The organism is Pseudoalteromonas rubra, assembly GCF_005887095.1.
GTDB classification, from domain to species: domain Bacteria; phylum Pseudomonadota; class Gammaproteobacteria; order Enterobacterales; family Alteromonadaceae; genus Pseudoalteromonas; species Pseudoalteromonas rubra_E.
Window position 1 is genome coordinate 1 of sequence record NZ_PNCI01000127.1, and the last position, 564, is coordinate 564.

1 protein-coding gene is annotated in these 564 nt (G+C 42.4%); it reads left to right on the top strand.

The window, feature by feature from the left end:
- Window positions 1-158 precede the first annotated feature (158 nt).
- Entirely contained in the window at window positions 159-548 is a 390-nt protein-coding gene (locus CWB99_RS23590) for a GNAT family N-acetyltransferase (protein ID WP_171045448.1), read from the top strand.
- The last annotated feature ends 16 nt before the right edge of the window (window positions 549-564 follow it).

Here is a 564-nt window from a genome sequence, read left to right on the forward strand (position 1 = left end):
ATAACCGCCGAGATGATAAGAAACAAAACATCAGTAAGCTCATGATGTTGATTGATAGAAGAACGCTGATCTTCAACAAGTTCAAGGTGGCTAAATAACGACATAATTAACAAGTAGATAGTGACAATGAGGACGTTATTAGATCAGAAAAGAGGCAGGTGTTAAAGCCTTTTTACAAAGTGCGATCCCGCCGTGGCCCACGTCAGTATATTGGCTATCTGCAAATGCATGCAAATGATGGCAGGCTTGAAATATGCGACCTCTGGATACACGAGGAACCTGAGAATTTCAGGGGAAAAGGGTTTGGCTCAATTTTGATTAACCATGCGTTCGAGTATGCGTCAGACAGGGACATTGATTTTGTCTTTGGGCATACCGCTTTTGACGACCACAGAGTGCATCGTTTCTATGAAAAATGTGGGTTTAAGATATTTTTAGACGACAAGCACGACACCGTTTGGTTCATTCGTGTGCAAAAAGGCGATCTAACAGGTGTGCCTGATTTAGAGCAGCTTGCTGCGCTTAGTGGAGTGAATCAAGATATGTAGTGGTTTAATAGATCCG